This window comes from Allostreptomyces psammosilenae, assembly GCF_013407765.1.
Lineage (GTDB): Bacteria > Actinomycetota > Actinomycetes > Streptomycetales > Streptomycetaceae > Allostreptomyces > Allostreptomyces psammosilenae.
The window spans coordinates 426,443-451,569 of record NZ_JACBZD010000002.1 but is presented as its reverse complement, the minus strand read 5'-3'; the positions used below and the strand labels follow the sequence as shown (position 1 = coordinate 451,569).

Below are 25,127 nucleotides of genomic sequence, written 5' to 3'. Positions count from 1 at the left end.
CGCACCCGTCAGCCGCACCCGCCGGGGCCGGCTCCGTGGCCGGGTCCGGCGGCGGGGCCGCGCCGGCGCCCTCGTCGACGGCCTCGGCGCCGTCGGGCGGGCCGGCACCGGCCGTGCCGGCACCGTCGGGCGGCGCGCGGGCGTGGGACGCCCACGCGGCACCGGCCGGCGCCACGCTCCGTGACCGACTGGTGCCCCCGGCGCCGGAGCGGCAGCCCCGCTGGACGACGCTGGGGCGGCTGGCCCTGGAGGCGTTCACCCCCCGCCGCCCCGCCGCCCCGCCGGCCGGGGAGCCGCACGGCGCGGATCCCTCCGACGGCGCCGCCCCCGCCGCCGGCGCCCCGCCGGTCGACCTCGCCAAGCCGGCCGAGCTGGGCGAGCCGGCCGGCGTCGCCCCGGCCCCCGCCGGGGCCTCCCCGATCTCCCTGGCGAAGCCCACCGGCGCCGAACCGGCCGACCATGAGGAGCCGGCCGAGGCCGGCGCTCCCCCGCGTGCGCTGGCCGTCGCGATCGCCTGGCTCTCCCGGCCGGGCGTCGCCGGCTGGATCGGCCCGCTGCTCGTCACGGCCCTCGCCGGCGTGCTGCGGCTGTGGAACCTCGGCCAGCCGCACGCGGTCATCTTCGACGAGACGTACTACGCCAAGGACGCCTGGTCGCTGCTGCAGCGGGGCTACGAGAGCAGCTGGCCGGACAACGCCAACGACGCGATCCTCGCCACCCCGCCCAGCGTCCCGCTCGGCGACGACGCGGCCTTCATCGTCCACCCCCCGGTCGGCAAGTGGACGATCGCCCTGGGCGAGTGGCTGTTCGGCATGGATCCGTTCGGCTGGCGGATCGCGGTGGCCGTCCTCGGCACGCTCTCGGTGCTGATGCTGGCGCGCATCGGCCGCCGGCTGTTCCGCTCCACCATGCTGGGCTGCCTGGCCGCCCTGCTGATGACCGTGGACGGCCTGCACCTGGTGATGAGCCGCACGGCGCTGCTGGACGGCGTGCTGATGTTCTGGGTGCTGGCCGGCTTCGGCTGCCTGCTGATCGACCGGGACCGCTCCCGTGGGCGCCTCGCCGACCTGGTCGGGGACGTCCCGGACAGCGCGCGGGCCACCGCGGCCCGGCTGGGATGGCGGCCCTGGCGGCTGGCCGGCGGCCTGTGCCTGGGCCTCGCCACCGCCACCAAGTGGAGCGGCCTGTTCTACGTCGCCGCCTTCGGCATCATGATCGTGCTCTGGGACGCGGGCGCCCGCCGCCTCGCCGGCGCGGAGCGCCCCTACCGGACGATGCTGCGGCGCGACGCCCTGCCGGCGTTCGGCGCGCTGGTGCCGGTCACCATCGTGGTCTACCTGGTCTCCTGGGTCGGCTGGTTCGCCTCCGACGACGGCTACTACCGGCAGTGGGCCGCCGACCGCGCCGGCTCCTCCCCGCAGGAGCTGCCGCTGCCCGGCTTCCGTGGCCTGTCCGTCCCGCTGCCGCACGTCGACATGACGTGGGTGCCGGCCGCGCTGCGCAGCCTGTGGCACTACCACGCCCAGATGTTCGAGTTCCACACCAACCTGACCTCGCACCACGACTACCAGTCCAACCCGTGGAGCTGGCTGGTCCTCGGCCGCCCGGTGTCCTTCTTCTACGAGTCGCCGGGCTACGGGGAGGACGGCTGCACCTCCCAGGAGTGCGCCCGCGAGGTGCTGGGGATGGGCACCCCGCTGCTGTGGTGGACGGCCTGCGTGGCGCTGCTGTACCTGCTCTACCGCTGGGCCGCGCGGCGCGACTGGCGGGCCGGCGCGATCCTGGTCGGGGTGGCCGCCGGTCTGCTGCCCTGGTTCAACTACCAGGAGCGCACGATCTTCCTCTTCTACGCCGTGGTGTTCGTGCCCTTCCTGTGCCTCGCCGTGGCGATGATGCTGGGCGCGATGCTCGGGCCGCACCATGCCGGCGAGACGCGGCGCGCGGTCGGGACGTTCGGGGCGGGCGTGGTGCTGGCGGCGATCGTCCTGAACTTCGTCGCCTTCTGGCCGATCTTCACCGGCCAGACCATCCCCATGGATTCCTGGCGTGACCTGATGTGGCTGCGCACCTGGATCTGACCGGCGGGGTGGCCGCCGGGCCGGCGGAGCGCCGGATGAGGATTTCTTCATCCGGCGCTCATCCGACCCACCGGTTGGGTAGCCGACCCTCGCACCATGAAGACGCCCCGCAAGCTCGCCGCCCTCGCCGCCGTCGTGGCCATCCCGCTGGGCGTGGCCACGGCCAGCTACCTGATCACCGGCGGTCCGGACGCCCCCACCATCCCCGCCGGCACGGTCGTCGGCGAGAGCTCCACGCCCAGCGCCCCGCCCGGTGCGGCACCACCCTCCCCCTCCGCCTCCGGCGGCCCGCCCGCCGGCGCGCGGCCCTCCTCCTCCGCCTCCCCGTCCGCGTCCCCGCCGACGGCGCCCACCGCGCCGGCCGCACCGTCCCCATCGGGCGGCACGGGCCACGCCCCGGCCGCCTCGCCGAGCGGCCCGCCACCCGAGGGCCCGTCGAGGCCGGCCCCCGGGGGCGACGACCAGGACGACGCCGGCGGGGACGACGACCACGACGACACCCCTGCGACCAGCTCCGGCGCCGACCGGGCCCCCAGTGATGACGACCAGGACGACTGACGACCCGGCGGAACCGGCCGCCGCCACCGCCCCGACTCCCCCGGCCCCGGGCAGCGCCGGCGCGTACGGCGCTCCGCCGCTGCCGGGCGCCACCACGTCCGCCGGCATGCCCGCGGCCACGCGGGCGGACGCGGTCACCGGAGCGAGCACGCGGGCGGTCACCGGAGCCGGCACCCCCGAGGCCACCACCCCGACCGACCTGGCCGCCTCGGCCGCCCCGGCCGCCCCGACCACCGCCCCTCCCGGCGGCGCGGCACGCCCGGCGCGGGCGGTCCCGGCGACGCTCCGCCGCCTCCTCGGCGACCTGGCCTCCCGGCTGCGCCGCACCCCCGCCCGCGTGCAGATCCTGCTGTGGCTGCTGCTGGTGATGGCGGCCGTCCTGGTGTCCGTCGCCGTCATCCTGCGCGCCCTGCTGCTGGCCGACGTGGAGCGCGACGTCAGCGCCCTGCTGGAGCAGGAGGCCGAGGAGTTCCACTCCTTCGCGGCGCAGGGCGTCGATCCGGCCACCGGGGTCGCCTTCACCGATCCCGGCCGGCTGCTCCGCACCCACCTGGAACGGCAGCAGCCCGCGCCGGAGGAGGAACTCTTCGGCCTGCTGCCGGCGCGCGACGGGCTGCCGCCGCAGTGGCTGCTGGTCCAGCGGGTGACGCCGTCCGGGCAGGTGGCCGACGACGCCTCCGGGCAGCGGCTCTCCGTCGACCCGGCGCTGCGCGCCGCCGTCGCCCACGGCTCGGACGCCTCCACCACGGCCGGGAGCGGCCCGGCGCTCTCCGGGACGCTCAGCACCCCCACCGGCCCGGTGCACTGGGCGCGCACCCCGTTCACGCTGCCCGGGCCGGACTCCGCCGCCCCCGCGCCCGACGGCTGGTTCGTCATCGCCTACGACACCTCCGCCGACCGCGCCGGCGTCGCCTCGGTGATGCGCGCCATGGTCGCGGTCTCGGTGTTCGCCCTGCTGTGCGGGGCGCTGGTGGCCTGGGTGGTGGCCGGCCGCATCCTCGCCCCGATCCGGGTGGTGCGCCGGGCCGCCGCCCGGATCACCGAGCAGGAGCTCACCCGCCGGATCCCGGTCACCACCTCGGACGACGTCGGCGCGCTCGCCGAGACCTTCAACGCGATGCTCGACCGCCTCGAGGGCGCCTTCGCCGCGCAGCGCCAGTTCGTCGACGACGCCGGCCACGAGCTGCGCACCCCGATCACCATCGTCCGCGGCCACCTCGAACTGCTCGACGACGACCCGCGGGAGCGGGAGGAGACCATCCGCCTGGTGATGGACGAACTGGACCGGATGAGCCGCATCGTCGAGGACCTCCTGCTGCTGGCCAAGTCCGAGCGGAGCGACTTCGTGCGCACCGGCCCCGTGGAGCTGGCCGAGCTGACCAGCGACGTCTACGCCAAGGCGCGGGCGCTCGGCGAGCGCCGCTGGGTGCTGGACTCGATAGGGGAGGGCCTGGTGTGGGTGGACCCGCAGCGGGTCACCCAGGCCCTGGTGCAGCTCGCCCAGAACGCCGTCCAGCACACCGCGCCGGGGGACGAGGTCCGGATCGGGTCGCAGATCGTCCCCGCCCCACTGCCCGGGCCGGGGCCCGGCGCCTCCCCCTGCCCGGCCGCCTCCGCCCCCGTCCCCACCGACGACGCCGACCGGCCCCGGGCCGTCGTGGCCGTGAGCGGCGACGGCGCGGCGGCCACCCACCACCTCGTCCTGCGGGTCATCGACACCGGCCCCGGCGTCCCTCCCCGGGACCGCGAGCGGATCTTCGGGCGGTTCGCCCGCAGCACCGGTCAGGGCGAGACCACCACCGTGACCTCGCTGGCCTCCCGCCACCGGCCCGGCGCCGGGCTCGGCCTGGCCATCGTCCGGGCGATCGCCCTCGGGCACGGCGGCACCGTCCGGGTGACCGACACCCCCGGTGGCGGGGCCACCTTCGAGCTGCTGCTGCCGCACTGGCCGGAGCGGTTCGAGGAGGGGCCCGCCGGTGTGTGGACCCGGCACGGCACCGATCAGCCGGCCGGGACGACCGCCTGGAATCCCGCCGTCGACCCGTTCCGGGACGCCCTGCCCTGGCCCGCCGACGGCACCGACCACGGGCGCCCCCCGGCGGGCGGCCCGCCCGCCCCCGGCTACGCCGTCGGCTCGGTCGATCCGTTCGCCGATCCGCTGGGCGACCCCTTCGCCCCGGCCGCACACCCCCACCCGCCCGATCAGAGCCCCGACCAGAGCCCCCACCAGAACGAGGGACCGCACAGATGACCGGCCGCATCCTCATCGCGGAGGACGAGGAGCGCATCGCCCGCTTCGTCGAGAAGGGCCTGCGCGCCAACGGCTTCACCACCTCCGTCGCCCCGGACGGCACCACCGCCCTGGACTGGACGATGACCGGCTCCTTCGACCTCGTCGTCCTGGACATCGGCCTGCCCGGCAAGGACGGCTTCACCATCCTGCGCACCATGCGGGAGGCCCACGTCACCACGCCCGTCATCGTGCTGACCGCGCGGGACTCGGTCCGGGACACCGTCGCCGGCCTGGAAGGCGGCGCCGACGACTGGATGACCAAGCCGTTCCGCTTCGAGGAGCTGCTCGCCCGGGTGCGGCTGCGGCTGCGCTCCGCCGCCCGCGCCCCGGAGGTCACCGTGCTGCGCTCCGCCGACCTCGCCCTGGACCTGCGCACCCGGCGCGCCCAGGTGCAGGGCCGCACGGTGGACCTGACGGCCCGCGAGTTCGTGCTGCTGGAGATGTTCCTGCGCCACCCCGGGCAGGTGCTGTCCCGGGAACAGATCCTCTCCCACGTCTGGGGCTACGACTTCGACCCCGGCTCCAACATCGTGGACGTCTACGTGCGGGCGCTCCGGCGCAAGCTGGGCGCGCACCGCGTGGAGACCGTGCGCGGCATGGGCTACCGCATGCCCTGAGGGGCACGCCCCGGCAGATGAACGGACGCTCATCGAGCGTTCACCGCCACCTCAACCCCCGTGGCGAGGCTGTTCACCATGAACACCACCGCCACCCGCCCGGCCTCTCGCCCCTCGCCCACCCCCCAGTCGGCCCCCCAGCCCACCCCTCAGCCGGCCCCGCGGCCGGCCCCTCGGCCGAATCTCGGGCACACGCCCCACGCCGCCGAGGCGGCGACCGGCCCCGCCACCGCCGCCCCCACCGGCACCGAGCCCGAGACCAAGCCCCCGCGGCGGGGCCGGGGCCCCCGCCCCGGTCTCCGCCGGCTGGCCACCGTCGTCGGCGTCCTCGCCGTCGGGGCGCTGCTGCTGTGGCTGTGGCGGGCCACCGCCGGCGGCGCGCTCTCCCCGGAGGGGCGGACGACCCTGCTGGTCTTCGCCGCCGCAACCGCCGCCTGGACGCTCACCCGGGTCGACGACACCTACATCGCCCTCGGCGCCGGCCTGGCGCTCGCCACCACCGGCGTGCTGAGCGGCGACCAGCTCTTCGCCGGGCTGGGCGGTGAGACGATCTGGCTGTTGATCTGCGCCTTCGTGCTGGCGGCCGGGGTCACCCGCTCCGGGCTGGCGCTCCGGGCCACCGTGTTCCTGGTCTCCGACGCCGGAACGCCCCGCCGCCTGGTGCACCTGACCACGGCGGCGCTGGTGGTCAGCGCCCTGGCGATACCCTCCACTTCCGGGCGCGCCGCCATGGCGCTGCCGGTCTTCGCCGCGATGGCCACCGCCCTGCGCGACCGCCCCCGGCTGGTGCGCGCCCTCGCCCTGCTCTTCCCGACGGTGATCCTGCTGTCCGCGGTCGCCACCCTGATCGGTGCGGGCGCCCATCTGATCACCGCGCGGGTGCTGGAGGAGGCGACCGGCGCGGGCATCGGCTTCGTGCGGTGGCTGCTGCTCGGCCTGCCGCTGGCACTGGTCAGCTCGCACGTGGCGGCCGAGCTGGTGCTGCTGCTGACCACCCGGCGCGCGGACCGCCGAGCCCCGGTCGCCCTGTCCGCCCAGGCCTTCACCGCCGCCCGGCAGGGGGCGGCCACCGGCGCCGAGGGGACCGGCAAGGGCAGCGGGTCGGATCCCGGCTCCCCGCTCACCGGCCCGCTCTCCCCCGCCCAGGCCCGGACCGCCGCGCTGCTGGCCACCGTGGTGCTGCTGTGGTGCAGCGAACCGCTGCACGGCCTCTCCCCGGCGCTCGTCGCCCTGGTTGGCGCGGTGGTGATCACCGCTCCCCGGGTCGGCACGGTCCGGCTGAAGGACGCCCTGCGCGGCGTGCCCTGGTCGCTGCTGCTGTTCATGGCGGTCACCATGGCGATGGGCACGGCCCTCACCGCCTCCGGCGCGGCCGAGTGGCTGACCTCCCAGCTCCCCCGGCCCGCGGCGGACGCCCCGCCCGTGGTCTTCCTGGCCGGAGTGGTGGCCGTCTCCACCCTCGCCCACCTGCTCGTCCAGTCCCGCTCGGCCCGGTCGTCGGTGCTGGTGCCGCTGGTCGTGGCCGCCGCCGCGACGGCGGGGGTGAACCCGGTGGCCGCCGCGCTGGCCTCCACCGCCGCGGCCGGCTTCTGCCACACCCTGCCCTCCTCCGCCAAGGCCGTCGCGCTCTTCTCCGACGTGGACGGCGCCCCCACCTACACCCGGGGCGACCTCCTCCGCCTCTCCGCGGTGCTCGCGCCGGTCACCGCCGGCATCGTGCTGGCCTTCGCCGTGGGCGTCTGGCCGCTGCTCGGCGTACCACCCCGCTGACCGCCCCCAGCCCCGCTGACCGCCCCGCACCGCGCCACCGGCCCGCACCGCGCCACCGGCCCCCCAGCCCTCCACCCCACCCCGTTCACCAGGAGCCCTCATGAACGCCCCCCGCATCCTCCCCGTCCGGCCCATCCCGCCCGCCCCGCCCGCCCTCTCCGGCGCCCCCGCGATGGCCGCACCCCGCCCGGCCTTCTCCTCCCGCCCACCACGGATCACCGTCGCGCCGAGCGGGTTCAAGGAGTCCATGGACGCCGACGCCACCGCCCGCGCGATCGCCGAGGGCGTGCTGCGCGTGCTCCCGGACGCCCAGCTGCGCACCGTCCCGCTGGTGGACGGCGGCGAGGGCTCCGCCAGCGCGCTCGCCCGGGCCACCGGCGGCAGCCTGGTCCCCGTGGTGGCCACCGGCCCGCTCGGCACCCCGGTGAGCTCGCACTTCGCGCTGCTGGGGCCGTCCGGTGCCCCCGTCCGCACGGCCGTCGTGGAGATGGCGGCCGTCGCCGGCCTCCGTCTCGTCCCGCCGGGCCACCGCGACCCGGGCGGCACCACCACCCGGGGTGTCGGCGAGCTGGTGCGGGCCGCGCTGGACTCCGGCGCGCGCCGGATTCTGGTGGGCTGTGGTGACTCCGGCACCTCCGACGGCGGGGCCGGGGCCCTGCGCGCGCTCGGCCTGCGGCTGCTGGACGCCGACGGCCACGAACTGCCCGACGGCGGCGCCGCGCTGGCCCGCCTGGACCGCGTCGACGCCTCCGGGCTCGACCCGCGCCTGCACCCGGCCGCCGACCGCCCCGTCGAACTGCTCGTCGCCTGCAACCCGCACAACGTGCTGTGCGGCGAACGTGGCGTGGCCCGGGTCTTCGGGCCGCAGAAGGGCGCGACGCCGAAGCGGGTGGAGGAGCTCTCCGCGGCCCTGGCCCACTGGGCGCACGTGCTCCGCCGCGATCTGCGCGCTGCCTTCGGCGAGCACGCCCCATCCGTCCTCGCCACCCCCGGGCTCCTGGAGACCACGCCGGGCGGGGGCGCCTCCGGTGGCCTGGGCGCGGGCCTGGCGGCCATCGGCGGCCGGCTGCTCCCACGCTTCGAGGTGATGTTCGACCACGTGGACCTGGACGACGCCCTCGCCCACGCCGACCTGGTGATCACCGCCGAGGGCGCGATCGACGCGCAGACACCGCACGGCAAGATCCCGGCGGAGGTGGCCCGGCGCGCCAAGTCGCACGGCAAGCCGGTGATCGCCCTGGCCGGCACCATCGGCCCGGGCGCCGGGCAGGCGCACGGCGCGGGGATCGACGCCATCGCGGGCATCCTCCCCGTACCGGTGGCCCTGCCGGAGGCCCTGCACCGCGGGGCGGAGTTCCTCACCGACGCCACGGAGCGCACCCTGCGGCTGCTGCTGGTCGGCGCGGCCCTCGTCCCCCGGGTCGCCATGGCCGACCGTCCCGGCGGACATGCCCACACCGAAGCGGGGTAGCCGCACGTACCGACGGCGAACCAGCCCAGGGCCACCCCGCCCCGCCCGCTCCCCTGGAGGTCACGGAGGCTCGCATGGCGTCCCTCACCGCCCCGCCGCCGAAGGGGACCCTGGAGGTCCTGTTCGTCGGCAACGCCACCCTGCTGATCAGATACGGCGATCTGACGCTGCTCACCGACCCCAACTTCCTGCACCGCGGCCAGCACGCCCACCTCGGCTACGGCCTGGTCTCCCGGCGGCTGACCGAGCCGGCCCTGGACCCACGCGACCTCCCCGCCCACCCGAACGCCGTGGTCCTGTCCCATCTGCACGGCGACCACTGGGACCGCATCGCGCGCCACCACCTCGACCGCGGCCTGCCGATCCTCACCACCCCCCACGCCTCCCGGCGTCTGCAGGGGCTGCACGGCTTCCACCGCGCCGTCGGCCTGCGCACCTGGCAGTCCGACGTCCTGGTGCGGGGCGGCAGTTCGGTGCGGGTGACCGCACTCCCGGCCCGGCACGCCGGCAACCGGCTGCTGCGCGGGCTGCTGCCGCCGGTGATGGGCAGCCTCCTGGAGTTCGGCCCCACCGGGCACGAGCCGGAGCTGCGGATGTACGTCTCCGGCGACACCCTGATGTTCGACGGCATCCGGGCCATCGCCCGCCACGAGCCGGAGTTCGACCTGGCCGCCGTCCACCTGGGCGGCACGACGCTCCCCGGCGGGTTCCTGGCGAGCATGGACGCCGCGCAGGGCGCGGATCTGGTGGAGGCGCTGCATCCCCGCCGGGTGCTGCCGGTGCACTACGAGGACTACACGGTGATGCGCTCCCCGCTGGCCGACTTCGAGGCGGAGATGCGGCGACGCGGGCTCGGCGACCGCCTGATCCGTTGCGGTCGCGGGCAGCGCCTGCGCCTGGACGCCTCCGGGGACGTCGAGGTCGCGCCCGCCCCGCCACCCCGGCGGAGGGAACGCCCTACAGGTTGGCGTGCACGTCGTCGATGAGCTGCTGCAGCGTGGCGGCGGAGAGGCGCTGGAGGGGCATGCCCGGCCCGTTGCGGTTGGCCCGCAGGTAGTCCACCAGGTAGTAGCCCTTGGTGGTGAGCCACTCCCAGGTCATGGGGTAGGCCGATCGGAGGGACAGGTAGTGGGCTAGCACCCGCCTGCGCATCTCCTCGGTGGGGACGCCGTCGGCGGGCTGGGCGGGGTCGTAGTCCAGCAGCCGCCACATGGACTCGCGGGCCTGGTCCCGTACCACGGTCTCGTTCCACTCGGCCGGCCAGGCGCCCTGACGGAGCTGCTTCTCCAGCTCCTGGAGGACGCCGGAGGTACCGGCTTCCCCGTGGCCGCCGCCGGTGCCGCGCTGCGCGGTGCCGGGCACCTTGTTGCGGATGGACAGGATGGTGTCGATCTCCTTTCCGATCGCCGCGGTGTCTCCGGCGGTGGCTGCGGCGGTCAGCCGGCCGCGGCTGGCGGTGACGGCGTCGCGGAGGTAGGCGGCGTTCGCCTGTGCCATGCCCGGGAGTTCGCTGATCTCGTCGAGCAGGGTGATCAGGGCGCGGGCCGCCTCGGCCGGGGTGCGGTCGGCGACGCGGTTGCTGATGCTGTCCTCGAAGACCACGTAGGCAGTCAGGTGCTGCCCCTGGGTGCCGGAGAGGTTCGAGGTCGGGCGGCCCGGCAGCGCGGAGACCCCGCTGATCGTGCCCGCCCTGGCTCCGCCGCTGCGGACGTTCAGCCGCGCCCGTTGGACCGTCAGCTGACCCGCCGGCATCCGGCCGGCCACCGCCGCGTTGCCGGCCGCGCGCTGGAGGGCCAGCAGACCGGCGTGACCGGCCGGCCCGCCGGACGGCACGGGCCCGGGGCCGTCCGCGGCCAGGAGCGCGGACACCACCGCCGGCTGCCACCTGCCCGCGCCCGCCGCGACGCCCGTGCCCACTCCCCTGTCCGCGACCGCTTCGGGCCCCTCCTGCGGCGCTCGCTGGCGCATCTGACGTCTCCCGAGTGTCGGCTGCCGCACACTGCACGCGCACAATTCCCCGCCAGGAACATGCCACCAATCGCCCCGCAAACACACCCCTCGCTCGGGGGGACCCCCGGTTTCAGGATCCCATGGCGAGATCACCCAGCGCAGCCCCCCTTTCGCCGCCTGTGGATAACTAGTGGTCCGCGTGATCCGAGTGATCCCGGTGCTTCGAGGGATCCGAGCGGTTCGAGGGATCCGAGTGCTTCGAGTGATCCGAGCGGTTCGGGTGGCCCGGCGGCGGGGGATCCTCCACCCGGGGCCCGGCCAGCCGGGCCAGCAGGCGCAGGGCGGCTTCCGAGGGCGAGCCCGGTTCGGCGTTGAAGACCGCCACCCGCTGCCCCTCGTCGTTCGGCAGCGCCATCAGCTCCACCGTCAGCTCCATGGCTCCCACCACCGGATGGTGGTAGACGCAGGAGTCCGTGCGGCAGTCACCGACGGTGTGCGCGGCCCACAGCCGCGCGAACTCCGGGCTGGCCACGGTGAGTTCACCGACGAGTGCGGCGAGCCCCGGTACATCGGGGTGGCGGCCGGCGATCATCCGCAGGTCCGCGACGGTCGATCTGGCCTTGCGCGTCCAGTCGTCGCCGTACAGCTCGCGGGTGTGCGGATCGAGGAACAGCATCCGGGCGAAGTTGGGGCGGTCGGCGGGCCGGTGCGGCGCGTCCCGGTCCAGGTGCCCGGCCAGCAGCGCGTGCGCCATCGGGTTCCAGGCCAGGATGTCCACCACCCGCCCCAGCACCAGCGCGGGCACCTCCCCGAACGACTCGATCATGGTGCGCACGGCCGGCCGCAGCTGCTCGGGCCTCGGGGAGCGGCGGCGGGTCGCGGGCCTCGGCCGGGCCAGCGAGTACAGGTGCGCGCGCTCGGCGTCGTCCAGGCGCAGGACGCGGGCGATGGCGTCGAGCACGGCGTCCGACGCGCCGCGGCACTGCCCCTGCTCCAGCCGCGTGTAGTAGCCGGCGCTCACTCCGGCGAGCTGGGCCAGTTCCTCCCGGCGCAGGCCGGGCACCCGACGCCGGCTCCCGTAGTCGGGCAGCCCGAGCTCCTCGGGGCGCAGCCGTGCCCGCCGGGACCGCAGGAACTCGCCCAGTTCCGCGTGTCTGTCCATGCCTGGCAGTGTCGCCGATCGGCCGCCGCCGAGCCTGTCCCTATCAGGTGTAGTCACCACGGGAGTACCCCCCGTGGTGGGCTGGGTGGGTCCCGGCGGCGGTCGCAGCCTGGTCCGCGACGGCGGAGACGTCAGGAGAACGGAGCGGGCGGTGCGGGTCGTTGTGATCGGTGCGACGGGAGTCATCGGTGGTGCGGTCGCCGGGGCGCTGACGGCGGGTGGCCACGAGGTGGTGCGGGCCTCCCGTCGCGGGCCGGTACGGGTGGACGTGGCGGACGCGTCGTCGGTGGAGGCGCTGTTCGCCGAGGTCGGCCCGGTGGACGCGGTGGTGTGCTGTGCGGCGCACGGCGCCCTGGCGCCGCTGGAGGCCCCGTCGGACGCGGAGTACTGGAGGGGGCTGGACGGCAAGCTGATCGGGCAGGTCAACCTGGTTCGGCGGGCCTTGCCCCACCTGCGGGACGGCGGTTCCGTCACGCTGACCAGCGGGCGTTTCCCGCGCCCCGTCCCGGGGAGTTCGCTGGGCCACCTGGTGAACGCGGGCCTGGAGGCGTTCGTGTACGCGGCGGCGACCGAGTTGCCGCGAGGGCTGCGCCTGAACGTGGTCAGCCCGAGCTGGGTGCGGGAGACCCTGCTCGCACTCGGCATGGATCCGGACGCCGGCACTCCGGCGGCGGCCGTCGCGCGCGTCTACCTGGAGGCGGTCGAGGGCACCGCCAACGGACGCACCCTCACCACCGGCTGACCGGCGCACCCGGCGGCGCCGGGCGGTGACCAGTGCCCGCCGGACACCGACACCCCGCTACCCCTGGAGGCTCTCCCGCACGGCGCGGGCCAGGGCGCGGGCGCGCGGGTCCCCGGTGGTCGAGCGCAGCAGGCCGCCGGTCACGTAGCCGAAGGCGATGCCGCGTTCGGGGTCGGCGAAGCCGAGGGAGCCGCCCCGGCCGGGGTGGCCGAAGGCGGCCGGGCCGGTCATCGGTTCGGCCGGACCGCCGAGCATCCAGCCGAGGCCGAAGCGGGTCGGGGCGATGAGCACCCGGTCCGGGCCCGCCGCGTGCTCGGTGGTGAACTCTGCCAGCACCGACGGATCGAGCAGCGCGGCGCCGCCCGCGCCGTCCAGTTGTCCGGAAACCGCCGCGTAGAAGCGGGCGAGCGAGCGGGCGTCGGTCACCCCGTTGGCGGCGGGCTGTTCGGCGGCCCGGTGCGCCCGGCTGTTCTCGTCGTAGCCCGGGGTGACGACGGCGAAGGAGCGGCGGGTGAGCGAGTCCGGGTCGGCGTAGGCGTCCGCGATGGCCCGCTTGGGCCGCAGCCGCGGGCCGGCCGCCGCTGCCGCGGGCGCGGTCGATCCGGCTCCGGCGCCGGCCTCGGCGAGGGCGATCTCGGTGAGCCGGCCGACGCGGTCCTCGTGCTCCTCGGGCAGGCCGATCCAGAAGTCGAGGTCCAGCGGCCCGGCGATCTCCTCGGCGAGGAACGCGCCGGGCGTGCGGCCGTCGACCCGGCGGATCAGTTCGCCGATCAGCCACCCGTAGGTCTGCGGGTGGTAGCCGTGGGCGGTGCCCGGCTCCCAGGCGGGGGCCTGGCGGGCGACGGCCTCGGCGGCCGGGTGCCAGGCGTAGACCTGCTCGGGGGTGAGCGGGTGGTCCAGGGCCGGGAGTCCGCCCTGGTGCGCGAGCGCCTGGCGGACGGTCAGCGCGGCCTTCCCGGCCGCGGCGAACTCCGGCCAGTAGGTGGCCACGGGTTCGTCCAGGGCGATCCGGCGGCGCTGGACGAGCAGGGCGGCGGAGGCGGCGAGCACGCCCTTGGTGGCGGAGCGGACGAGCTGGAGGGTGTCGATCTCCCAGGGACGCGCGGCCCGGTCGGCGCCCGTCCGGCCGGGATGGGCGCCCGCCTGCCCCGGCTCGGCGCCCGTCTCGCCGGGGTCGGCGGCCCCGCCCCACAGGTCGACGACCTTGCGGCCGTGGTGGTAGAGCGCGAGGGCCGCCCCGGCCCCGCCGGAGCGGGCGAGCGTGACGGCGAAGGCGCGGCGCACCGGCTCGAAGCCGGGCGCGGTCTCGCCGTCGATCGCGATGTCGGTCGCGGTGTGCTCGCCGTCGTCCAGGGCCGCCGTGGTCATCTGTGGTTCCGCCCTTCCGCGCGTGCCGAGTGCCGGGGTCGCCGAGTGCCGGGGTCGCCGGGTGCCGGGGTCGCCGGGTCCGAGCGCCCGCGCGCCGGGAGCGCGCGTGGCGGTGGGGTCCGGGGTTCTCCGAACTCCACCGCCACGTCGAACACCCGCGGGAGACGGTGCCATACCCGCGTTCGAAGGGCTGTGACGCGCCTAACGTCGCCGGTGACCGCGCCTGCGGACCGCGCCTCCCGACGCCGCATCCGAGCCCGGTCGCCGCCGCCCGACCCGGCCGCCCGACTCAGCCACCCAACTCCCGCCGCCCGACTCAGCCGACGTCGCGCCGGCGGAACCCGGCCAGCCCGCCCATCACCAGCAGCGACGCCACGAGCAGCAGCCACAGCAGCGGCGGCGCGGTGAGGTCACCGCCGGGCAGCCCCGGCACGTGGGTGAACGGCGAGGCGTTAATGACCGCCTGGTCGAGCTGGAGCGTCGGCCCCAGCTGCCCCAGCAGCAGGAACAGCACCAGCGCGCCCCAGCTCGCCACGACCAGTCGCGGCAGCAGGCCGAAGAGCGCCACGGCGACCCCCGCCACCACCCACACGGCCGGCAGCTGCACCAGCGTGGCCACCAGCAGGGAGCCCAGTTGCCCGGGCACGTCGTCCGTCCGCACTCCGTGGGCCAGCCCGGCGCCCAGGCCGGCCGCCAGCATCAGCACCGCCGATCCGGCCACCGCGAACACCAGGTGGCTGACGGCCCAGGGCACCCGCCGCACGGTGGTGGCGAGCAGCGGCTCGGCGCGCGTCGCGGTCTCCTCCGCGCGCAGCCGGAGCACGGCCTGCACGGCGTAGACGGCGACGATCAGGGCGATGATGCCGATGACGGCGGCCAGGTAGGCGTCCACCAGCCCCTGCGCCCCGCCGAGCTGGGCGAGGATGTCGGCCAGGTCCGGGTTGTCCGCGACCAGGTCGCCGACCCCGGCGGCGACGCTGCCGAGCACGGCGCCGAACAGCAGCATTCCAGCGGCCCAGCCGATCAGCGGGCCGCGGTGCAACCGCCAGGCCAGGGCGAGCGGCGTGCGCAGGTCGGGCGCGGCCTCGGCGGGCCCGGGGCGCGGCGGGATGAGTCCGGCGCCGAAGTCGCGGCGGGCGGCCAGCCGGTAGCCCGCCGCGCAGAGCACCGCGACGGCCGCCGCCATCAGCCCGTACACCCACCAGCGCTCGTCGGCGAAGGGCCGCGCCTGCTGCACCCAGCCGAGCGGGGAGAGCCAGGAGAGCCAGCCCATCCCGTCGGCCTCGGCGGTGTCGCCGATGGCGCGCAGCAGGAAGGAGCCGCCGAGGACGCCGCCGGCCAGGCCGGTGGCGGACCGGGCGCTCTCGGTGAGCTGGGCGGTGACGGCGGCGACGGCGGCGAACATCCAGCCGGCGCCGGCCCAGGCCAGCACGAGGGCGAGGGAGCCGGTGGCCGGCTCGCCGAGCCCGACGATGCCCAGGAAGGTCAGCAGCGCGAATCCGGCGACGGCGAGGCCGGCGGTCAGCAGGGCCGCGGTGAGCGGCGCGAACCGGCCGACGACCCCGGAGCCGACCAGTTCGGAGCGGCCGATCTCCTCCTCGGCGCGGGTGTGCCGGACGACGGTGAGCACACCGAGCAGCGGCACCAGCACCGTGCCGATGATGCCGAACCGCCAGGCGATCAGTCCGCCGATGGTGGACAGGTCGAAGGCGGGGCCGTAGAGGGCGAGCAGCGCGGGGTTGGCGCCGATGCCCTCGGCGAGCCGGAGCCGGGACTCAACGGTGGGGTAGAGGTCGTTGAAGGTGGAGGCGCTGGAGAGCACGGTGCCGGCGAGCAGCACGATCCACAGGGTGAGCCGGAGCCGGTCGCGGCGGAGCGCGAGCCGGGTGAGGGTGCCGGTGCCGGTCAGGGGGCCGACGTGGCCGGGTGCGGGCCGTCGGGCGGGGTGGGAGCCGGCCCGGTCGGCGCGGCGGTCGCGTCCCGGGTGGACGTCGGTGGTCATCGCCCGGCCCCCACGGTCCTGCCGCCGCCGTTGCCGGCCGGCAGCTCGTCCTCGTAGTGCCGCAGGAAGAGCTCTTCCAGCGTGGGCGGGCGGCTGACCAGGCTCCGGACGCCGCTGCCGGTGAGGGCGCGCAGCACCGGGTCGAGCCGGTCGTCGTCCACCTCGCACTGGATCCGGTGGCCGTGCACCTGGAGGTTGTGCACCCCGGGCAGGGTGGCGAGGTCGGCGGGCGGCTCGCCTGCCAGGTCGGCGGTGATGGCGGTGCGGGTGAGGTGGCGGAGCTCGTCGAGCGTGCCGCTCTGCACGGTGCGCCCGTCGCGGATAATGCTCACCCGGTCGCAGAGCTGTTCGACCTCGGTGAGGATGTGGCTGGAGAGCAGCACGGTGCGTCCGTCGGCCTTCTCCTCGGCGATGCACTCGCGGAAGACCGCCTCCATGAGCGGGTCGAGGCCCGAGGTGGGCTCGTCCAGGATCAGCAGCTCGACGTCGGAGGAGAGGGCGGCCACCAGGGCGACCTTCTGCCGGTTGCCCTTGGAGTAGGTGCGCCCCTTCTTGGTGGGGTCGAGGTCGAAGCGCTCCAGCAGGTCGGCGCGGCGTCGCGGGTCCAGACCGCCGCGCAGGCGGCCCAGCAGGTCGATGGCCTCCCCGCCGGAGAGGGTGGGCCACAGGACGACGTCGCCGGGGACGTAGGCGAGGCGGCGGTGGAGCGCGGCGGCGTCCCGCCAGGGGTCCTGGCCGAGGAGCCGCGCGGTGCCGGAGTCGGCGCGCAGCAGCCCGAGCAGGACGCGGATGGTCGTGGACTTGCCGGCGCCGTTGGGGCCCAGGAAGCCGTGGACCTCGCCCTCGCGGACGTCGAGGTCAAGACCGTTGAGTGCGCGCGCCCGGCCGAAGGACTTGTGCAGGCCGGCCACGGAGATCGCCGTTGTCATGCTTCAGAAGATACGCTTGATTCACAATAACGTGAAACTTGGGAACGTATAGAGTTCGTTAAAATCTGGGCGGCGCGGGCCGGCGCCCGGCCGCCCGCACGACGCCGCGAGGTTCGCTGGCAGCCGAGGTTCGCTGGCAGTCCAGGTTCGCTGGCAGTGGGACGAGAGAAGGTGACGCGCATGACGCAGGGACCCGCCCCCCAGCGGGACGAGCAGCAGGTGTCCGCCTGGATCGAGCGCTTCGCCTCAACCCTGATGGCCAGCGGCTTCCCCCGGATGCCGGCCCGCGTCTTCGTGGCCCTGGAGAGCAGCGACTCCGGCCGGATGACCGCCGCCGAACTCGCCGAGCGCCTCCAGATCAGCCCCGCCGCCGTCTCCGGCGCGGTGCGCTACCTGGCCGGCATCAACATGATCCGGCGGGAGCGCGAGCCGGGCAGCCGCCGCGACTACTACTACCTGCCGGACAACGTCTGGCAGGAGGTGATCACCCGCCGCGACCAGCTGCTGGCGCGGTGGCAGGAGGACCTCCGCGAGGGCATGCGGGCGGTCGGCCCCGACACCCCCGCCGGCCGGCGGATAGCGGACACGCTGGACTTCTACGTCTTCATGGGCGAGGAGGTCCCGAACATCGTCAAACGCTGGCAGGAGCGCCGAGCCGCCCGCACGCGCAACGCCCCCCACCCGGACCCCACACCCCCACCGCACACCACCCCCACCCCTCCCGCCAAGGCAGGCTGACGCCCCTCCCGGGTTCAACGGTCGAGGTCGTCGGGCAGCAACCGGAAGCAGGGGTGGGCCGTCAGCGGACGCACGGCGCGGAAGTGCTCGCGATCGAGGGTGAACACCGCATCGGTGCGGAACTCCGCCGCGAGCGCCACGTTCATCGCGTCCGCCAGGCCGATGTTCATGCTCTTGTACCTGCTCATCACGGCGCGAGCGCTGCGCAGGTGCGCCGACACCTCCGGGACCTCGTAGCGCCGCAGGTCGATCGCGTCCATGATGTGATCGAGCACGGCCAGGGCAACGTCCGGCCCGGACCTGCTGGTGATCAGGTAGTCCAACTCGGCCAGCACGAGCGGGGAGATCACCAGGTGCGCCGCCGCCGCCCGAACCCTCAGGCAGTCGGCATGGCTCTTGTCCTGGCGGTTGAACAGCCCCAGCAGTCCCGACGTGTCGGCGATCGCGACGATCCCGCTCACTGCCCGAAGCCCTCCGCCAGGTACTCGTCCGCCCGTTCGGCGAGATCAGGGGGTCCGTCGAACAGCGGGAGATCGTCCGCCTCGCCCATCGCGTCGGTGGGGAAGGGAGGAACCGGAGCCGCCTGGTCGGCCGGCACGAGTGTGGCGATGTGCCGGCCGTTCTTGGTGACGGCGACGGTCTCACCACGCTCCGCGGCGGAGAGCATGCGGGCGGCCTGCTGATTGAACTCGCGCGCTGTAGCCTCCATGGGAAGAGCGTACTACATATGTACTACACGCCCGCCTCCCAACCCCGTCCGTTCGGGGCGACGCGGCGGGACAGGGCTGGGCGCCGCGGCCGGTAGGCTGCCTGGTCGCCGGCCAGGCCCCCTTGCCAGCCCCTGCCATCCCCCTCCACCGAAAGGCGAGCACGTGCCCCTGCGCGGACGGATCTCCACGGACCTCCCCCTGCTCGTGGTCGCCGCGGAGGAGGAGGCCGCCCACCTCGACGACGGCCTGCCGGTGCTGATCACCGGCATCGGCAAGGTCAACGCCGCCATGACGACGGCCGAGGTGCTGGCCCGCGGGCCGCGTCCGGCCGTCGTGGTCAACCTGGGCACGGCCGGCGGCCTGCGGAACGGCTGGAGCGGCATCCACGAGGTGTCCACCGTCGTGCAGCACGATCTGGACACCGCCGTGCTGCGCGAACTGACCGGCCGCGACTACGGCCTGCCGATCGAGCTCGGCACGGCCGGCGGCCCCGTCCTCGCCACCGGCGACACCTTCGTCACCGACGAGGCGGTGCGCGCCGAACTCGCCCGCACCGCCGACCTGGTGGACATGGAGGGCTACGCCGTCGCCTCCGCCGCCACCCGCGCCGGCGTGCCGGTCCGGCTGGTCAAGCAGGTCAGCGACCGGGCCGACTCCTCCGCCACCCGGAGCTGGAAGGAGCACGTGGACGCCTGCGCCCGCGACCTGGCCGCCTGGGTCGCCACCCACCTCCCGCGCTGACCCCCTGAACCCCCGACGCGCCGGGCCACCGCCCCGCCGGCAAGCGACCTCGCTCCCTCCCCTCCCGGCAGCCGGCTCACTGGGGACGGGCCACCACCGGCCCGCCCACCTCGACGGCCGCCGCCCGGAGGTGTCGCAGGACGGCGGTGAGGACGGGGTCCCGGTCGGAGCCGGCGCGTACGGCGGCGAAGACGTGGCGGGTGGGCGGCGGACCGGCCGGGGGGCGCAGCACGAGTCCGGGGCGGTGCAGCGGCTGGACCAGGCGCGGGACCAGCGCCACGCCCATGCCGGCCTCCACCAGGGCGGCGAGCGACTGCCAGTCGTTGACGGCGTGCCGGATCTCCGGGGTGAAACCGTTCGCGGCGCACACCGACCGGGTGATCGCCCCGCAGCAGCTGCGGGGATCTCCGACGATCCAGGTCTCGGCCGCGAGGTCCCGCAGCGGTACGCGCTCCCTCCCGGCGGCCGGGTGCTCCGCCGGGAGGGCGAGGTCAAGGGTGTCCACCAGCAGCTCCACGCGGGTGTAGCGGCGGTCGGTGTGCGGCGGGGCGGCCGCGAAGTCCACGGCCACGACGACGTCCACCGTCCCGCCGTCGAGCCCGGTGAACACGTCCGGCGGCTCGGCCTCCACGACGGCGACCCGCACCCCCGGGTGGTGCCGGGTCAGTCGGCGCAGGGCGTGCGGCAGGAGGCCGGTGATGGCGCTGGAGAAGGCGCCGATGGTGACCGCGCCGCGGCGCCCCTGCTCCCAGGCCGCCAGGTCGGCGCGGGCGCGTTCCCACTGCGCGGCCATCAGGTCGGCGTGCTCCAGCAGCACCCGTGCCTGCCCGGTCAGCCGGACGCCCCGGCCCTGGCGCTCCAGCAGCGGGACGCCCACCTCCCGCGCCAGCGCCGCGAGCTGCTGCGACACGGCCGACGGCGTCAGGTGCAGGGCCTGGGCGGTACGGGCCAGGCTGCCGCGCCGGTGCAGCTCCCGCAGCACGGCCAGCCGCCGCAGGTCGACCGTGAAGTCCTTGCTTACGGGTTCCATCCACGGAGATTAACTGGACCTGAATGATCGCCCGCTCCCAGAATCGCTCGCAGTCCCCCTCCACCCTCCCCGAACTGCGAGAGCGCATGACCGACACCCCGCACGGCTTCCTGATCCTGCACGGCTGGCAGAACCACCGCCCCGCCGGCCACTGGCAGCACTGGCTGGCCGACCGGCTCACTGCTCTGGGTCACCACGTGGACTATCCCGGCCTGCCGGAGCCGGACCACCCCGAGCTGGAGGAGTGGCTCACCGAGCTGCGCGCCCGGCTCGACGCGCTGGGCGGCGGCACGCCGGCAGGCGGCCGGCGCACCGTCGTGTGCCACAGCCTGGCCTGCGTGCTGTGGCTGCACGCGGTGGCCCGCGGCGCCGTGCCCGTCCCGGTCGACCGGGTCCTCCTCGTCGCCCCGCCGTCCCCGGGCTTCCTGGAGCGGCACGCCGAGGTCGCGGCGTTCACACCGCCGCCCCTGACGGCCGAGCGGCTGGCCGCCGCCGCGACGCACACCCGGCTCGTCGCAAGCGACGACGACCCCTGCTGCCCGGAGGGCGCCGTCGCGGTGTACGGCGGTCCGCTCGGCCTGCCGAGCGACGTCCTGACCGGCGCCGCCCACCTGAACCCCGACTCCGGTTACGGCTCCTGGCCCTCGCTCCTCGACTGGTGCCTCGCCCCCTCGGCCGACCTTCCGATCCGCCACCGTGACGCCCCGCGTCCCCGATAGATCGGGGCGCCTGGGGTGGTTGTGGCGGGCTGTCAAACGGTGTCGCTCCGCTGGGGTGCCGGGGCGCGGGGAGGGAGCGCGGGGGTTCGGCGGCGCCCGCCTTGACCTCAACTTATGTTCAGGTCGCAGCATGGGCCCGACGCCGGCACCACGCCGGCGCCGGGCAGTCCCCGCGCCGGGGACGCCCCGCCGGGAGCCCGAAGGAGGCCACCCCATGTCCACCCCCACTCCGTCCGGAGCACCCACCGCGCCCGCAGCACCCACCGCGCCCGCAGCACCCTCCACGCCCGCAGCGTCCGTCATGGCCGAAACCCACCCCGTCCCCGAGCTCCGCCCCACCCCGCTGCCCGATGTCACCCGTCCCGACGTCGGCAGCATCCGGATCGGCGAGTGGGTGGCGGACGGGCCGGAGCGGCAGCGGGCCGTCGCCGACGCACTCCTCGACGCCTGGGAGGCGGGGCCGCTCCCCGAGGGCTTCCGCTCCCGCAGCCTCCTGCTCGGCACGGACGGCCGCACCGTGCTCGACTACGAGCAGTGGGAGGGCGACGAGGCGGCGGAGGAGTTCACCCGCGCCCACGGCGACACCGTCGCGCGCCGGCTCGGCGAGGCGCTCCGCGGCGTCGAACACCCGCTCCCCACCCGCTTCCGGCTGTACCGCAGCATGCGTCCCCCGGTGGGCGCCGCCCGGCCGACTCCCGGCTGCGTCATCATCGTGAGCTTCGCGACGGACGGCTTCGCGGCGGCGCGGCGGTTCGTCGACGAGCTGTTCGAACTCGTGGGCGGGAGCCAGCGGAACCCGGGATCCATCTCCTCCAACTTCCACATCAGCCGCGACGGCACGCGCGTCGTCAACTACTCCGAGTGGGTCGACGAGGCCTCCCACCAGCGCGTCGTGGAGGGTGATCTCCGGGCCGGCGGCGCGGTGATGAACCTCATCGAGCGTCTGCCCGGGGTCCGCGGCCTGGGTTTCCGCCGCTTCCTCCCACACCGCGGCCTGGGCCGCCCGCTCGCCTAGCAGTCCGGCCGGAGGTCGTGGCGCCGGCCGTTTGATCCCGCACCGGGAAGAACTCGGCCCTCGCGCCCGTTCCACGCAAGCAGCGAACACGCGCTGCCGGACGGAAGGGTGAGGGCATGTCAGTGACGTTCAACGAGGAGACGCGCGAGCTTCTGGACGGGAGGAACTTCGCCACCGTCGCGACGCTGAACCGCGACGGCGGGCCGCAGACCTCGGTGGTCTGGATAGCGAGGGACGGTGACACGGTGCTGTTCTCCACCACGGCAGGGCGGCAGAAGGCCCGGAACCTCGCCCGGGACCCACGGGTCAGCCTCACCGTCTACGACACCGAGAACCCCTACCACTCCGTGGACATCCGCGGCACCGTCGAGCTGATCGAGGACCGGGAGAAGTCGCTGCCGCGGAAGCTCTCGCACAAGTACCTCGGCGAGGACCCGCCCGCCGAGTCGGACGACGTCCTCCGGCTGATCGTCCGGGTGACTCCGCAGAGGATCTCCGGCTTCTCCGTCTGAGTCGTCGCCGGCACGGCGCTCGCAGTCGGAGTGAGGCACGTCACTTCGGCGGCTGTCACATCCGGGGGCCGAATTCTGTCAAGGAGGTGTACTCACCAACACGATCCACGGGAGCCCACGATGGAAGCTCGCCTGAACCTCTTCACCAACCCGGTCGCCGGCAAGGTCCTGAAGAACTTCATCGCGGCGGGCCAGGCGGTCGCGCAGTCGACGCTGCCGGCCTCGACCCGGGAGCTGGTCCTGCTCCGCGCCAGCCAGATCAACGGCTGCGGCTACTGCGTCGACATGCACTCCAAGGACGCCGTGCACGCCGGCGAGTCGTGGACGCGCCTCAACCTGGTCGCGGCCTGGCGGGAGGCCACGGTGTTCACCGACGCCGAGCGCGCCGCCCTGGAGCTGGCGGAGGAGGGCACCCGCCTCGCGGACGCGGCCGGTGGCGTCTCGGACGAGGTCTGGGCCAACGCCGCCAAGTACTACGACGAGGACCAGCTGGCCGCCCTGGTCAGCATCATCGCCGTGATCAACGCCTTCAACCGGGTGAACGTCATGGTCCGGCTGCCCGCAGGCGACTACCAGCCCGGCCAGTTCGCCTGACGGGCGGAACGGCCGGGACGGACGGAGCGGCCGGGCGGCGACTGTGGGGGCGCGTCACGGGGGGCGCGCCCCCACCCCCTTTCGGGAAAAGATTTTGAGATCCGACCCGGAAGCGAAAGTATCAACTCATGGAGCATCCCGCCGAGAAAATCGTTCTGGACGACCCCCGGTTCGAGCTGCGTCGTTGGCGCGCCGCCGACGCCGACGCGGCGGACCGCGCGGTGGCGGAGTCCCGGGATCACCTGGCGCCCTGGCTGTTCTGGGCCATCGGCCACAGCCGCGACTCCGCCGTCGAGTTCGTGAACCGGTGCGAGCGGGACTGGGAGTCCGGGGACGCCTACAACTACGCGATCACCGTCGGCGGTGAGGCCATCGGCAGCATCTCGCTGATGCGCCGCATAGCGCCGGCCGGCCTGGAGATCGGCTATTGGCTGCACCCGGCCTGGACCGGCCGCGGCCTGATGACGAAGGCCGTCACCGCCCTGACCCGCGAGGCGTTCACCCTGCCCGGCACAGACCACGTGGAGATCCACCACGACGAGGCCAACCTGGCCAGCGGCGCCGTCCCCAAGCGCCTGGGCTTCACCGAGGTGGGCCGCCGGCCGCTGGGCCCCGAGGAGCCGAGGGGCACGGCCCAGACCGGAGTCCTGGTCATCTGGCGACTGCGCCGCGCCGACGCCCTCTGACCCCCACCCCCACCCCCACCGCGCCGGGGGACGCCCGCGGGGACGCCGGGGGACGCCCGGCCGGAGATCTGGCCGGGCGTCCCCGACTCGGGCGGTGGCGCCGCCCGTCAGCTGGCGCCGGCTCCCGCGGTGACGATCGACTTCACGTTCGCGGCGGGGTCGAGCGCGTAGGAGTAGGGGATGGAGTTGACGGACCCGGCGGTCTGCGGGGCGCCGGAGTTCACCAGGTGGTTGTTGCGGGCCACGATGTCGCCGGGGTCGGAGTCCGCGTACCCGACGAGCGCGGTGTCCTCGACGTTCTCGAAGTAGTTGCCCTCGACGAGCACGCCCGCGCCCATCGTGGAGGCCACCCCGTACTCGTTGCCGTTGTAGTAGTTGTTGTACACGTGCACCGGGTCACCGAACCGCACCCGGGGGTGGCGGGTGTCGCTGCCGTCGAACCAGTTGTGGTGGTAGGTGACCCGCAGGTTCCCCTGGTCGGCGGTGTGGCCGTCGGAGTGGCCGAGCAGCATGGACTTCTCGTGGTTGAAGATGTGGTTCCACGAGACGGTGATGAAGTCCGACTCCCGCTTGATGTCGACGGCGCCGTCGTAGCCGTCGCTGAAGGTGTTGTGGTCGATCCAGACGTTGGTGGAGCCGTTCTGGACGTTGATCGCGTCGTCGCCCCAGCCCCGGAACGTCAGGTTCTGGATGATGACGTTGCGGACGCCGTCGACGTCGAGGCCACCGCCGGTGATGGTGGCGCCGCTGAGCCCGACGACGGTCTTGTTGCTGGCGACGTCGTTCATCCCGGACAGGTTGATCGTCCCGCTGACCTGGATGACCAGCGGACCGGACTGGCGCAGCGCGCTGGTCAGCTCGCTGGTGGTGTCCACGGTGACGGTGCTGCCGCCCGCGCCGCCGGTGGTGCCGCCGTTCTGCGTGGCCCAGCCGACCAGGGTGGCCTGCGGGACGACGGGGGCGCCGGACGCTAACGTGCCCTCGGCGACCGCGCTCGACGGCAGCAGGCTCGCGCTCGTCGCGGCGACCAGCATCGCGCTCGCGGCCCACATCAGGCGCCGGCTCGGGCGGCCCGCCGCGTGAACGGGGGTGTTGGATTCCATGGGAATACCTCTCGACTTCTAGAAAGCGCTGTCACAGGACGCGCGTTTGTTTTCGGATTTCCGCCTGGATGGCTCTCCGGCGGTCCGTCAGCGGGCGGGACGCGCCGGATGTTCCACGCCGGAGAGCGCACCTGGCGGGGAGTCGGCCGGGGTGGAGGGGTAGACGCGCGTGAGCGAGTCCGTGACGGCGCCGGTGTCCACACCTCGCGCCGCACACCGGCCCACGCTCGTCCCTGTCCGGCCGTGCTTGGCGGTGGAGCGGTGCCCGCTTCTCCATTACGAATGCAAGCGCTTGCTCTCCCGACACCTCGAAGCTAGACCTCTTGTTACGGACACGTC

General features: G+C 75.0%; 23 protein-coding genes and 1 pseudogene. 15 read left to right on the top strand and 9 right to left on the bottom strand.

The window, feature by feature from the left end; genetic code table 11:
* The first annotated feature begins 113 nt into the window (after nt 1-113).
* From FHU37_RS24275 to FHU37_RS24245, 7 genes and pseudogenes are all read left to right on the top strand, one after another.
* Nucleotides 114-2,078 carry a dolichyl-phosphate-mannose--protein mannosyltransferase gene (locus tag FHU37_RS24275; protein WP_312892832.1) on the top strand — a complete coding sequence of 655 codons (1,965 nt, stop codon included), beginning with the start codon at nt 114-116 and terminating at the stop codon, nt 2,076-2,078.
* Nucleotides 2,079-2,174: 96 nt separating this feature from the next.
* Nucleotides 2,175-2,636 (top strand): hypothetical protein, encoded by a 462-nt coding sequence (locus FHU37_RS24270; RefSeq protein WP_179816801.1) that lies wholly within the window; start codon nt 2,175-2,177, stop codon nt 2,634-2,636.
* A gap of 706 nt (nt 2,637-3,342) precedes the next feature.
* A pseudogene (locus FHU37_RS29645) lies at nt 3,343-4,575 on the top strand (sensor histidine kinase); the annotation flags it as partial.
* Between the two features lie 308 nt (nt 4,576-4,883).
* Nucleotides 4,884-5,546 carry a response regulator transcription factor gene (locus FHU37_RS24260; protein ID WP_179816800.1) on the top strand — a complete coding sequence of 221 codons (663 nt, stop codon included), beginning with the start codon at nt 4,884-4,886 and terminating at the stop codon, nt 5,544-5,546.
* A 78-nt stretch (nt 5,547-5,624) separates the two neighbouring features.
* Nucleotides 5,625-7,316: an SLC13 family permease gene (locus FHU37_RS24255; RefSeq protein WP_179816799.1), complete on the top strand. Its 1,692-nt coding sequence runs from the start codon at nt 5,625-5,627 to the stop codon at nt 7,314-7,316.
* 172 nt (nt 7,317-7,488) lie between these two features.
* Nucleotides 7,489-8,787 carry a glycerate kinase family protein gene (locus FHU37_RS24250; protein ID WP_179817339.1) on the top strand — a complete coding sequence of 433 codons (1,299 nt, stop codon included), beginning with the start codon at nt 7,489-7,491 and terminating at the stop codon, nt 8,785-8,787.
* 74 nt (nt 8,788-8,861) lie between these two features.
* On the top strand, nt 8,862-9,773 hold the full coding sequence (locus tag FHU37_RS24245) for an MBL fold metallo-hydrolase (RefSeq protein ID WP_179816798.1): 912 nt from the start codon (nt 8,862-8,864) through the stop codon (nt 9,771-9,773).
* Here FHU37_RS24245 and FHU37_RS24240 read toward each other — a convergent pair.
* Complete coding sequence (locus FHU37_RS24240; RefSeq protein WP_179816797.1) at nt 9,745-10,755, bottom strand: hypothetical protein; 1,011 nt, start codon at nt 10,753-10,755, stop codon at nt 9,745-9,747. The two genes, FHU37_RS24245 and FHU37_RS24240, sit on opposite strands and share 29 nt — an antisense overlap.
* A gap of 169 nt (nt 10,756-10,924) precedes the next feature.
* On the bottom strand, nt 10,925-11,899 hold the full coding sequence (locus tag FHU37_RS24235) for a helix-turn-helix transcriptional regulator (RefSeq protein ID WP_179816796.1): 975 nt from the start codon (nt 11,897-11,899) through the stop codon (nt 10,925-10,927).
* A gap of 151 nt (nt 11,900-12,050) precedes the next feature.
* Here FHU37_RS24235 and FHU37_RS24230 point away from each other — a divergent pair, with 151 nt between their 5' ends.
* The gene (locus FHU37_RS24230) at nt 12,051-12,641 is read left to right on the top strand and encodes a short chain dehydrogenase (protein ID WP_179816795.1); all 591 of its coding nucleotides are present in this window, start codon (nt 12,051-12,053) and stop codon (nt 12,639-12,641) included.
* 57 nt (nt 12,642-12,698) lie between these two features.
* Here FHU37_RS24230 and FHU37_RS24225 read toward each other — a convergent pair whose 3' ends face one another.
* The 3 genes from FHU37_RS24225 to FHU37_RS24215 form a co-directional block, all read right to left on the bottom strand.
* Nucleotides 12,699-14,009 (bottom strand): serine hydrolase domain-containing protein, encoded by a 1,311-nt coding sequence (locus FHU37_RS24225; RefSeq protein WP_179816794.1) that lies wholly within the window; start codon nt 14,007-14,009, stop codon nt 12,699-12,701.
* Nucleotides 14,010-14,325: 316 nt separating this feature from the next.
* Nucleotides 14,326-16,011 carry an ABC transporter permease gene (locus tag FHU37_RS24220; RefSeq protein ID WP_246451269.1) on the bottom strand — a complete coding sequence of 562 codons (1,686 nt, stop codon included), beginning with the start codon at nt 16,009-16,011 and terminating at the stop codon, nt 14,326-14,328.
* Nucleotides 16,008-16,940, bottom strand: coding sequence for an ABC transporter ATP-binding protein (locus FHU37_RS24215; RefSeq protein ID WP_179816793.1), 933 nt, complete (start codon nt 16,938-16,940; stop codon nt 16,008-16,010). The genes FHU37_RS24220 and FHU37_RS24215 overlap by 4 nt, the downstream gene beginning before the upstream one ends.
* Before the next feature lie 180 nt (nt 16,941-17,120).
* Here FHU37_RS24215 and FHU37_RS24210 point away from each other — a divergent pair, with 180 nt between their 5' ends.
* Nucleotides 17,121-17,678, top strand: coding sequence for a GbsR/MarR family transcriptional regulator (locus tag FHU37_RS24210; protein ID WP_179816792.1), 558 nt, complete (start codon nt 17,121-17,123; stop codon nt 17,676-17,678).
* 14 nt (nt 17,679-17,692) lie between these two features.
* On the opposite strand, the gene FHU37_RS24205 is transcribed toward FHU37_RS24210, so the two are convergent.
* Both FHU37_RS24205 and FHU37_RS24200 read right to left on the bottom strand, forming a co-directional pair.
* Nucleotides 17,693-18,139, bottom strand: a complete 447-nt coding sequence (locus FHU37_RS24205) for a PIN domain-containing protein (RefSeq protein ID WP_179816791.1) — start codon at nt 18,137-18,139, stop codon at nt 17,693-17,695.
* Entirely contained in the window at nt 18,136-18,387 is a 252-nt protein-coding gene (locus FHU37_RS24200) for a type II toxin-antitoxin system Phd/YefM family antitoxin (RefSeq protein WP_179816790.1), read from the bottom strand. Before FHU37_RS24200 ends, FHU37_RS24205 begins: the two co-directional genes overlap by 4 nt.
* Before the next feature lie 163 nt (nt 18,388-18,550).
* Here FHU37_RS24200 and FHU37_RS24195 point away from each other — a divergent pair, with 163 nt between their 5' ends.
* Entirely contained in the window at nt 18,551-19,129 is a 579-nt protein-coding gene (locus tag FHU37_RS24195) for a nucleosidase (protein WP_312892831.1), read from the top strand.
* A gap of 76 nt (nt 19,130-19,205) precedes the next feature.
* On the opposite strand, the gene FHU37_RS24190 is transcribed toward FHU37_RS24195, so the two are convergent.
* Nucleotides 19,206-20,159, bottom strand: coding sequence for a LysR family transcriptional regulator (locus FHU37_RS24190; protein ID WP_179816788.1), 954 nt, complete (start codon nt 20,157-20,159; stop codon nt 19,206-19,208).
* An 86-nt stretch (nt 20,160-20,245) separates the two neighbouring features.
* Here FHU37_RS24190 and FHU37_RS24185 point away from each other — a divergent pair, with 86 nt between their 5' ends.
* The 5 genes from FHU37_RS24185 to FHU37_RS24165 all read left to right on the top strand — a co-directional run bounded on the left by FHU37_RS24185 (nt 20,246) and on the right by FHU37_RS24165 (nt 23,685).
* Nucleotides 20,246-20,878, top strand: a complete 633-nt coding sequence (locus tag FHU37_RS24185; RefSeq protein WP_179817337.1) for an RBBP9/YdeN family alpha/beta hydrolase — start codon at nt 20,246-20,248, stop codon at nt 20,876-20,878.
* A 214-nt stretch (nt 20,879-21,092) separates the two neighbouring features.
* Complete coding sequence (locus FHU37_RS24180) at nt 21,093-21,893, top strand: antibiotic biosynthesis monooxygenase (RefSeq protein ID WP_179816787.1); 801 nt, start codon at nt 21,093-21,095, stop codon at nt 21,891-21,893.
* A gap of 116 nt (nt 21,894-22,009) precedes the next feature.
* Nucleotides 22,010-22,405, top strand: coding sequence for a PPOX class F420-dependent oxidoreductase (locus FHU37_RS24175; RefSeq protein WP_179816786.1), 396 nt, complete (start codon nt 22,010-22,012; stop codon nt 22,403-22,405).
* Between the two features lie 120 nt (nt 22,406-22,525).
* On the top strand, nt 22,526-22,999 hold the full coding sequence (locus FHU37_RS24170; protein WP_179816785.1) for a carboxymuconolactone decarboxylase family protein: 474 nt from the start codon (nt 22,526-22,528) through the stop codon (nt 22,997-22,999).
* 128 nt (nt 23,000-23,127) lie between these two features.
* Nucleotides 23,128-23,685, top strand: coding sequence for a GNAT family N-acetyltransferase (locus tag FHU37_RS24165; RefSeq protein WP_179816784.1), 558 nt, complete (start codon nt 23,128-23,130; stop codon nt 23,683-23,685).
* Nucleotides 23,686-23,792: 107 nt separating this feature from the next.
* Here FHU37_RS24165 and FHU37_RS24160 read toward each other — a convergent pair whose 3' ends face one another.
* Nucleotides 23,793-24,788, bottom strand: a complete 996-nt coding sequence (locus tag FHU37_RS24160) for a pectate lyase family protein (protein WP_246451267.1) — start codon at nt 24,786-24,788, stop codon at nt 23,793-23,795.
* Nucleotides 24,789-25,127 lie beyond the last annotated feature (339 nt).